Below are 9,344 nucleotides of genomic sequence, written 5' to 3'. Positions count from 1 at the left end.
CGAGGCTATTTCTCCACCACCTCAGGCAATATTACCGACGACGTGATCCTCAATTATCTCGACAAGCATACCAAGCCAAACAAAACTGGCTTCAGCCCCAAGCCATGAACCTACCGGCGTCAGCCGGTCAGTGGTTCAGTGCTTAATCAGGAAACTGCCGAATGACTGATTGTGGATGGGAAGCTGACATTCACCCACAGCTCATCCCAAGATTGTCGCGCCGCCCTTCATCCACCATTTGCGATAAACGAACCAGCCAATCCACATGACGCCGTAGAGACCGAGCGCAGCGAATATCGCGGGGCGGGGGTCCTCCAGCGTGCTGACCGATCCGGCGTAGGCGGCGATACCCATGTAAGGCAGCGTCCCAATCAGCCAGAATATCGCGAAGCGCAGCAGCGGCATTCTTGTCAGTCCAGCCATGCACGCGGTGACTTCTGGTAGGATCGGCGTAGCTCGTGAGAGAATGATCATTCCTGGCCCATGCGCTTCGAAAGCAGCGCGCATATCCGAGCGCTGCTGGTCATCGCGAATAACCTTGGCCAAGACATCTTCGCCCCAACGCAGGCAAATGACATAGCCGCCAAATGCTGCGATCGCCGAACCGGCCATGGCTGCGGAAAATCCAAGCTCGAAGCCGAGGAAATAGCTGCCTAGTATGACAATGGTAAGCGTGGGCACAGCAACAAACAGGTCAATCGCTAGCAATCCGACCACAACTGCAATCACACTAATCGCAGACAATGTGCTGGTCACTTCCAGCCAAGTTCGCACGTTCTCTTCGGTCAGAATGCCGAGTAATCGGCCCAAAACAAAAGTTGACGCGAAGATCACTGCAATTGTGAGCATGACTTTCAAAAGCGTTTTCATGATTCAGCTTTCTGCATTATGCGGCTTGCGATTGATGGGGATAGGCGGTTGACGATACGCAGCAGCTTGGCTTTGCCGATGTCATTGTCATCGACGCCGCGTTCAATTCCTTTAATGATCTGCCGTGCGACCTCTCGCGAGGAAAGTTTTCCATTGCCTCGACCAGTCGTCATGGGCGTGTCGACCAGCGGGAGAAAAGCTTGCCCTACTTGAAGGCCGGTTCCTTGCAATTGCGCCCGAAGCCCGCGTGAGAGGTTGTCTAGCCCAGCCTTAGTCGCACAATAGATCGCAGATTCGCGCTTAGGCACTAAGCCGAGACCGGAATTGACGTTGAGGATGAAGCTCTCAGGTTTTTGGCCCAGGCTAACTAGCAAGCCATGGATCAGCTGAGCCGGGCTAGTCAGGTTGATCGCGATTTCAGTGGCGATACTGGCAGAATCGAAATCGTCCGATGTGAACTGCGGGGTGAATTGCACTGCAGCGCAATTGATCAAGCCATCGATCCCTTGCGGCGTGCGTTCAACAACACTCGCAATTGCGGCGGCCACGCTGGAACTATCTGCCAGATCAGTGGCGATATGGATAAATCCCGGGGCCTGTGAAACGGCATCTTCAGGAGGCGTGCGGCGCGACAAATTGATGATTGTGTTGGCCCCGCCCAGCGCACGCAAAAGATCCAAGCCAACACCGGAACTTGCCCCGGTCAATACGATGGTTTTCATTTCAAGTTTCATGGCGCTAGGGTATTGCTGACACAGCGCGCGCCGTAATTAACCGAGGTTCATTTGTCGAAATTTCAAGAACTTGTGATCAAGAACGGGCGCGAAATCTCGCTAGCAACAGGTGATCATGCCTTTATGCAGGGCGATACCGATTCGAATGTCTATTTCGTCAAATCTGGGCTCCTAAAGGCGTATTACATTCGCGTGGATGGCAAAGAGCACATCAAATCTTTCCTCGCTGAAGGATCTATCATCGGCAGCATGGCAGCGCTTGTGGACGGTGATCCCTGCACATTCAGCCTAGTGGCAAGCGAACCAACAGTGGCTATCGCATTGCCTTACAAGGTGCTGGCGGACGCCGCTCAGACCGATATTGCGCTCGCTAATGCGCTAGTCGGATTTCTTTCAGCCTACGGCAAACGCAAAGAAGAACGTGAGTATCAATTGCTCAGCCTATCAGCGGAAGGTCGCTATGAAGTGATGTTGAAGGCTACGCCTGGGATCGCTGACCGGGTCAGCCAGTCAGACTTGGCCGCATACATCGGCATAACGCCTCAGGCGCTAAGCCGGATCAAGCGCCGTATGCGAAAGTAGAGGAGCTTGCGGGAACGCCGCTCCCAGCAATGTCCACACATGGTTCGTTAGCTGAACAACAGCTTCTGTCTCCGCAACGGCCTCTCGACCCATCCACTACCCGTCATTACCTATTGCCCAAACCGCCCCTGCAAATAGCGCCAGCTCGCCCGCAGGCCTAGCGCTTCGCCGCCAAGCGGCCGCCCCGGCTTGGCCACCGGCCGCCAGGCAAAGGTGTCGAAATGCGCCCAGGGCACCGATTCCGGGGCAAATTTCTTCAGGAACAGCGCCGCGGTGATGCAACCGGCGAAGCCGCCGGAGGCGCTGTTCACACAGTCGGCGATCGGGCTGTTCAGCATCGCATCATAGCCGGACCATAGAGGCATCTGCCACAGCGGATCGCTTTCCTCGGCACCGGCCTGCAACAGTCCGTCCGCCATCTCCCGGTTATCGCAGAACATCGCCGGCAGGTCAGGGCCCAAAGCCACGCGCGCCGCGCCGGTCAGGGTCGCGAAATCGATGATCAGTTCCGGTTCTCCCTCCCCGGCCAGGGTCAGCGCATCGCCCAGCACCAGCCGGCCTTCGGCATCGGTATTGGTGATCTCGACGGTCAGCCCCTTGCGGCTGTGCAAGATGTCGCCGGGACGCAGCGCGTTGCCGTCGATTGCATTTTCGACCGCAGGAATCAGCAGGTGCAGGCGCACCGGCAGCTTCGCCTCCATCACCAGACTGGCAAGCGCGAGCGCGTGGGCGGCGCCGCCCATGTCCTTTTTCATCAGCAGCATGCCGGCGGCCGTCTTCATCGAAAGCCCGCCGCTGTCAAAGGTCACTCCCTTGCCGACAATCGCGATTTTCGGATGGTCGGCCCTGCCCCATTTCAGCTCGATCAGCCGCGGCGCATGGGCGCGCATCGCGGCCTTGCCGACACCGTGGATCATCGGGAAATGCTCTTCCAGCGTGTCGCCACGCGTGACCTTCATTTCGCCGCCATGCTTTTCGGACAATTTGTCGACCAGCGTCTCGATCTTGTCCGGGCCCATGTCCGCAGCCGGAGTATTGACCATATCCCGGACCATCGCGGTCGCTTCGGCCTGCCGGACGGCCTCGTCGCGCTGGGCGATCGCGTCCTTGACCAGCAGCACGCTCGGGCCCTGCCGGTCGGGCAGTTCCTTGTAGCGATCAAATTCATGCTGCGCGATCAGCCAGCCGAACAGCGCGCGCTTGGCGCTGCTGTCCTGCAGGCGATATTTGCCCTCGGGCAGGCTGCTGCCGAGCCTGGCCAGCGACCAGGGATCGAGCTGTTCATGATCCGCCACGCCGGCGACCACCGAAAAATCGTCTGCCGCCGACTTGTCGTCATTCTTGCCGCCGACCCGGGGCAGCAGCAGGAACGTGTCCGCCTTGCCGGCAAATTGATAGGCCGTGGCCATCGCCCGGATGCTGTCCGGCTGGCCCTTCAGCCAGTCTTCGAAAGTGCCAACATCCAGCAGCCGGATGGAACGAGCGGTCTGGCCGGTATCGGCCTCGATCAATGCCTTAAAATCAGTCATTTGATCGCTATAGCTACAGAATATCGCGAGCGCGAGACTCTATTCGGCGGCGATCGCTTCCGCTTCCTTCCGCTTCTCCTGCAAGCTGATGGTCGCCGCCCCGGGCCGGGAAAAGACGATCACCCCGTCATCCACCGCCTTGTGGCGCAGGTTGATGATATCCTTGGGGAAATTCTGGTTGAGCCGCCACGGCTTGCGGTCGCCCTGTTTCGGCAGCTGCGTGATCGCCCGCTGGACATAGCCGGAGCTGAAATCGAGCATCGGTTCGGTGCCCATGGCCTCACCCACCGGCAGCGTCGGGGTCGCGATCGGCGTGCCCTTGCGGTCCATATGGTTGATCAGGCGGCAAACATATTCGCTGGTCAGATCGGCCTTCAACGTCCAGCTGGCGTTGGTATAGCCCATGGTCATGCCGAAATTGGGAATGCCGGAGAACATCACCCCCTTGTAATTGATCTTCTCGCCGAATTGGACCGGCTCGCCGTCGACCGAAATCGCGGCGCTGCCACCAGTGAGCATTTTCAGCCCGGTCGCGGTGACGATGATATCCGCCTCGAGCAGCTTGCCCGATTTCAGCTGGATGCCGTCTTTCGTGAACCGTTCGACATGATCGGTGATGATCGACGCCTTGCCCGACTTGATCGCATCGAACAGGTCGCTGTCGGGCACCAGGCACAATCGCTGGTCCCACGGATTGTAGCTCGGCGTATAATCGTCCATGTCGACGCCCGGACCCATTTCCTCGCGAACCATTTCGAGCAGCCGACCCTTGAACGCTGCCGGTTTCTTGCGCGCCAGATTGAACATGAACAGGCCGAGCAGGACATTTTTCCAGCGGGTCAGAAAATAGGCCGCCTTGGAGGGCAGGAATTTGCGCAGCCTGAGCGCCCATTTGTCCTCGCCTGGCCGCGACACGATATAGGTCGGCGAGCGCTGCAGCATCGTCACATGCGCCGCCGTCTCCGCCATCGACGGTACCAGAGTCACCGCGGTCGCGCCGCTGCCGATCACCACCACCCGCTTGCCGGCATAGTCGAGATCGTCGGGCCAGAATTGCGGATGGACAACCGGCCCGGCAAAATCCGCCTTGCCCGGGAAGTCGGGATCATGGCCCTCGTCATAGCTGTAATAGCCCGAGCACATGTGCAGGAAATTGCACTGCAATGTGCTCAGCGACCCGTCGCCATGCTGCAGGCTCACCGTCCACAAAGCCTCTGCGCTCGACCAGCTGGCATCGACCACCTTCTGGCCAAAGCGGATCTTGTCCTGCAGGCCATGTTCGGCGACCGTCTCGTGCAGATAATTCAGGATCGACGGCGCGACGGCAATCGCCCGGCGCGCGGTCCACGGTTTGAAATTATAGCCCAATGTATACATGTCGCTGTCCGAGCGGATGCCGGGATATTTGAACAGGTCCCAGGTCCCGCCCAGCCGCTCGCGCGCCTCGACTATGGCAAAGCTCTTGCCCTTGCATCTTTTGGTCAGGTGAACCGCTGCGCCGATACCGGACAGACCGGCCCCGACGATCAGGACGTCAATGATTTCATGTTCCATTCTGCCCTATTACTGACATCGATGTCAGTTGGCAAGCCTGTGGTTTCGAGCAGGTTTATTCGCTGATCAGGGTCAGGCTGCGGAACAGCGCCCGGTCGAGCGTCGCGTCAAAGCGGCAGCCGACATGGCCGTCCCGGCACCAGATCGCGGTCGCCGGGATCGGGCTGCTGCCCTCGAAGCGCAGCCACACCCGGATACCCTCGGCAAAGCGGCTGTTGCTCGCCACCCGGCAGCCATAGATCGACAGATCGACCAGTTCGCCTGTATTGGCGGTCCTGCCATGCTGGCGGATCGCCGCCTTCTGGATCTGCACCGGATGCCGATAGGCCTTGCGCTGTTCGATCAGCGCCGGCGTCACCGCCCGGAATTGCGAATTCATGTAACCCATAGTTCCCACCCCTCGCCGAGGGGCTTAGCGCAGGCGGCTCAACAAAGGGTTAATCGCCCGGCCGCCGGCTTGCGCAACGGCCAGTCCGGCTATTCCGCCGCTTCCAGCGCCGGTTCGCTGTCACCGGCGCCCTGCTGCGAATTGGGCCCGTAAAACTGGATCACCCCGTCGTCGACCGGATCATCGAGCAGCACCTTGCGGTCGTACAGATAATCCTGGTTCAGCCGCCACGGCATAGCCGTGCTGTTGCGCGGCAATTCGCCGATCGAGCGCTGCAGATAGCCGGACGAGAAATCGAACAATTGCTCCTGCTCCAGCTCCTGGCCGAGCACCGGATTGGCGATCCGCGTCGCGGTCGCGTCCATATGGCCCAACACCCGGCAGACATATTCCGACACGATATCCGCCTTCAGCGTCCACGACGCGTTGAGATAGCCGAACACCACAGCCAGATTGGGGATGTCGGAGAACATGCAGCCCTTGTAATAATAATGGTCGGGCCAGCGCACCGGCTTGCCATCCACTTCGAACGCGACCTTGCCGGCCACCGCCAGCTTCAGACCCGTAGCCGTGACGATCACGTCGGCGTCCAGCACTTCGCCGGATTTCAGGGTGATGCCGCTCTCGGTCACCGTCTCGATATGGCCGGTTTTCAGATCCGCCCGTCCCGCGGCAATCGCCTTGAACATGTCGCCGTCCGGCACCAGACACAAGCGCTGCTCCCACGGGCCGTAAGGCGGCGTGTAATCTTCCTTCACATATTTGTCGCCCAGCTCCTTCTTCATCGGCTTCTCGAGCTTGCGGATCACCTTCTGCGGATTGTCGCGGGACAAGCGGAAGGTCAGGTCCTGCATCTTCACATTCTTCCAGCGGGTGATGCTATAGGCCCATTTTTCCGGCATGATCTTGCGCAGGCCATTGGCCAGCCAGTCCTTCGACGGCCGCGCCGCATACCAGGTCGGCGTGCGCTGCAGCATCGTCACATGCGCCGCTTTCTCCGCCAGCACCGGCACGATCGTCACCGCCGTCGCGCCGCTGCCGATGATCACCACCTTCTTGCCTGCATAGTCGAGATCCTTCGGCCAGAATTGCGGGTGCACCACCTCGCCCTTGAACTGGTCCAGCCCCTCGATCTGCGCGTCATAGGGATTGTCATAATCATAATAGCCGGCGCCCATATAGACGAAATTGGCGTATAGCACCGCCTGCGACCCGTCCGCCTTCTCCGCCGTCACCGTCCAGCGCGCCTCCTCGCTCGACCAGCTCGCCGACAGCACCTTGTGACCGAAACGGATATGCTTTTCCAGATCATGCTTGGCCTTGATCCGGTGCAGATAGTTCATGATCGCCGGCCCGTCGGCGATCGACTTCTGCTCGGTCCACGGCTCGAACTTGAAGCCCAATGTGTGCATGTCGCTGTCGCTGCGGATACCGGGATATTGAAACAGGTTCCAGGTCCCACCAATCTCGTCCCGCCGCTCAACGATGGCAAAGCGCTTGCCCGGACATTTGTCGCGCAGATGCACCGCCATGCCGATCCCCGAAATCCCCGCCCCGACGATCAGCACGTCGACCGATTGCCCCGAGGAATCTGCTCCGTTATTGTCATGTTGCGCGATCTGTGTAGCCATGCCGTCTCTCCCAGCTTTTGCTGCCTTATGCCATTGCCGGCGATCAGTTGCAATCAGGGATTTAACTGAGCGGTTAAGCCGCGCGCCATCCCTTCCCCCTTCTCCCTCAAGGGAGAAGGATAGGAAGCCTTATCCGAAGGATTAGGCGCAGTTGGATGAGGGCGTTCTGCTGGTAGGCTGCCGTGCCACTCAGGTGCAGTACACCCTCACCCAGCTCCGACTAGGCAGCAAGCTGCCAAGTTTGCGCGTCCCTCTCCCTTGAGGGAGAGGGTACTTAACACCCTCGCAAAACCATGATAGCGCCGCGCCATCGAAACGATATTCCTCTGGATAGGCCTCGCGCTGGCGGGAGCGGGACTGGTGCACATGCTGCGCGGCGATCTGCTGTTCATTCGCAACGGCACCCGCCGCGCCACCGCCCAGATCGTCCGCCACCACCGCAGCCGCCAGCGCGGCGCCACCATGTATGCCGCGATCCTGCTGCTGCCCGACGGCCACGGCGGCTTTATCGAGGTCCGCGACCCGCTCTACACCCCCTTCCCCAAGCCGGTGATCGGCGAGCGCGTCGCCGTCGTCCACCCCGACGGCTACCCCGGCAAGGCCCGGATTCCCTATCCGGTGTTCCGGGCGGGGGTGTATGTGGTATTGGGTTTTGTGTTTGTGAGAGTGGTGATGGAGATTACCGGGCTGGGGTGAGCCACGCCCCTTCTCCCGTGAGGGAGAAGGATACGCAGCCTTGCCGCCGAAGCCTTGGCGAAGGCGGCTAGGCGCAGTTGGATGAGGGTGTTCGGGTGGTGGGTCGCTTCGCCACAATGGTCCGATAAACCCTCACCCAGCTTCGACTAGGCAGCAAGCTGCCAAGTCTCCACAACCCTCTCCCTTCAGGGAGAGGGATAAGAGAGATAAGGAGGCAACCTAAGGGACCTACTCATGGCATTCCGCAAAATGCGTAAATCCTAAATTGTCCTCGAAAAACAAACGAGGAAATTTAAAACTTTCTGCTTCAAGTTTATAACTAAGCTCGGGATTCGCGGGCCTCAATGGTGCAATTAATTTTTCCACTTCCGCTTCATCTGTTGGGCATTCTAAATCCATAGAATGGCTCGAATAATCTACAAGAGCCGTTTTCGTCATATCACCGACCGATCGTTCACAGTTAGGCGAATGTTTCACAAGCTGCCTGATAACGCTATATATGCTTTCCTACACCAAACCAGATAGGTTATCCTAACTCCCTATAAAGAACCATATCGCCACAACCGCACCCCTGCGGCTGTCGCGATGGTTCCTACAAGGAGAATGACCGATGACCTATCAGGATGAATTTGTGCGGCGCCTGGGCCCTTCGACCGGCTCAGAACGAACGGCGCAGGGTGCGGGAAAAGAAGAAGGTGGCGACCCGGACAAGCCCCTCCTCTTCAGAGGAGGGGATGGGGGTGGTGGCGATGCGTCAGCATCGCTCGCGTCAGCGAATGGCGGTGGTGCCGACGGGGGTGGACTGGAGACGGGAGGACCGCGCTCTGCCGAGAGAAACCACCCCAACCCCTCCTCTGAAGAGGAGGGGCTTGAGAATGCCGCTCCCGGCGGAGAACACACTCGTCATCCTGAACTCGTTTCAGGACCCCGCACGGCCGAACCGGATGATAGTGGTAAGACGGACTGGATCCTGAAACGAGTTCAGGACGACGAAATCCCCACCCGCGCCACCCGCCACGACGGCTGGCACCCCGACCTGCGCGTGAAATTCCTCGAAGCCCTCGCCCGCACTGGCAATGTCGGGGCGGCGGCTCATTATGTGCAGCACTCGCGCCAGTCGGCCTATGACCTGAAGCGGCGCGACCCGGATTTTGCCCGGGTGTGGCTGGCGGCGCTGCTGCTCGCGCGCGAGGTCGCGCAGGATACGCTGCAGGAGCGGGCGATCGAGGGGGTCGAGGAGGAAGTCTTCTACCATGGCGAGGTGGTGGCGACGCGGCGGCGCTATGACAGCCGGCTGCTGCTGGCGCTGCTCGCCCGGCTCGATCGTGTAGCCGAGCAGATCCCGGCGCAGCGCGGCGCC

9 protein-coding genes are annotated in these 9,344 nt (G+C 59.8%); 3 read left to right on the top strand and 6 right to left on the bottom strand.

Annotation, left to right across the window (positions count from 1 at the left end; translation table 11 throughout):
• Nucleotides 1-201: 201 nt before the first annotated feature.
• Nucleotides 202-870, bottom strand: coding sequence for a TVP38/TMEM64 family protein (locus ACEW8J_RS00320; protein ID WP_373489636.1), 669 nt, complete (start codon nt 868-870; stop codon nt 202-204).
• Complete coding sequence (locus ACEW8J_RS00315; RefSeq protein ID WP_373489635.1) at nt 867-1,592, bottom strand: SDR family NAD(P)-dependent oxidoreductase; 726 nt, start codon at nt 1,590-1,592, stop codon at nt 867-869. The genes ACEW8J_RS00320 and ACEW8J_RS00315 overlap by 4 nt, the downstream gene beginning before the upstream one ends.
• 63 nt (nt 1,593-1,655) lie before the next feature.
• On the opposite strand from ACEW8J_RS00315, the gene ACEW8J_RS00310 reads away from it, so the two are divergent.
• Nucleotides 1,656-2,186, top strand: coding sequence for a Crp/Fnr family transcriptional regulator (locus ACEW8J_RS00310; protein ID WP_373489634.1), 531 nt, complete (start codon nt 1,656-1,658; stop codon nt 2,184-2,186).
• Between the two features lie 110 nt (nt 2,187-2,296).
• Here the strand turns inward: ACEW8J_RS00310 and ACEW8J_RS00305 are convergent, their stop codons facing one another.
• From ACEW8J_RS00305 to ACEW8J_RS00290, 4 genes are all read right to left on the bottom strand, one after another.
• Nucleotides 2,297-3,715 (bottom strand): M17 family metallopeptidase, encoded by a 1,419-nt coding sequence (locus tag ACEW8J_RS00305; RefSeq protein ID WP_373489633.1) that lies wholly within the window; start codon nt 3,713-3,715, stop codon nt 2,297-2,299.
• A 39-nt stretch (nt 3,716-3,754) separates the two neighbouring features.
• The gene (locus ACEW8J_RS00300) at nt 3,755-5,269 is read right to left on the bottom strand and encodes a flavin-containing monooxygenase (protein ID WP_373489632.1); all 1,515 of its coding nucleotides are present in this window, start codon (nt 5,267-5,269) and stop codon (nt 3,755-3,757) included.
• A gap of 55 nt (nt 5,270-5,324) precedes the next feature.
• Nucleotides 5,325-5,657, bottom strand: a complete 333-nt coding sequence (locus ACEW8J_RS00295; protein ID WP_373489631.1) for a PilZ domain-containing protein — start codon at nt 5,655-5,657, stop codon at nt 5,325-5,327.
• Nucleotides 5,658-5,746: 89 nt separating this feature from the next.
• Nucleotides 5,747-7,288: a flavin-containing monooxygenase gene (locus ACEW8J_RS00290; protein WP_373489630.1), complete on the bottom strand. Its 1,542-nt coding sequence runs from the start codon at nt 7,286-7,288 to the stop codon at nt 5,747-5,749.
• A gap of 360 nt (nt 7,289-7,648) precedes the next feature.
• Here ACEW8J_RS00290 and ACEW8J_RS00285 point away from each other — a divergent pair, with 360 nt between their 5' ends.
• Both ACEW8J_RS00285 and ACEW8J_RS00280 read left to right on the top strand, forming a co-directional pair.
• On the top strand, nt 7,649-7,984 hold the full coding sequence (locus ACEW8J_RS00285) for a hypothetical protein (RefSeq protein ID WP_373489629.1): 336 nt from the start codon (nt 7,649-7,651) through the stop codon (nt 7,982-7,984).
• A gap of 610 nt (nt 7,985-8,594) precedes the next feature.
• Nucleotides 8,595-9,344, top strand: a 750-nt coding sequence (locus tag ACEW8J_RS00280; protein ID WP_373489628.1) for a hypothetical protein, incomplete at its 3' end; no start/stop codon positions are given.

The sequence above is a fragment of the Parasphingorhabdus sp. genome (assembly GCF_041748495.1).
Classification (GTDB): Bacteria; Pseudomonadota; Alphaproteobacteria; order Sphingomonadales; family Sphingomonadaceae; genus Parasphingorhabdus.
This window is presented reverse-complemented; position numbering and strand designations above follow the sequence as displayed.

What these genes read in the sequence shown, in the direction of transcription:
- ACEW8J_RS00320 (WP_373489636.1), bottom strand. Translation starts at nt 870, where the DNA reads ATGAAAACGCTTTTGAAAGTCATGCTCACAATTGCAGTGATCTTCGCG.
- ACEW8J_RS00315 (WP_373489635.1), bottom strand. Translation starts at nt 1,592, where the DNA reads ATGAAAACCATCGTATTGACCGGGGCAAGTTCCGGTGTTGGCTTGGAT.
- ACEW8J_RS00305 (WP_373489633.1), bottom strand. Translation starts at nt 3,715, where the DNA reads ATGACTGATTTTAAGGCATTGATCGAGGCCGATACCGGCCAGACCGCT.
- ACEW8J_RS00300 (WP_373489632.1), bottom strand. Translation starts at nt 5,269, where the DNA reads ATGGAACATGAAATCATTGACGTCCTGATCGTCGGGGCCGGTCTGTCC.
- ACEW8J_RS00295 (WP_373489631.1), bottom strand. Translation starts at nt 5,657, where the DNA reads ATGGGTTACATGAATTCGCAATTCCGGGCGGTGACGCCGGCGCTGATC.
- ACEW8J_RS00290 (WP_373489630.1), bottom strand. Translation starts at nt 7,288, where the DNA reads ATGGCTACACAGATCGCGCAACATGACAATAACGGAGCAGATTCCTCG.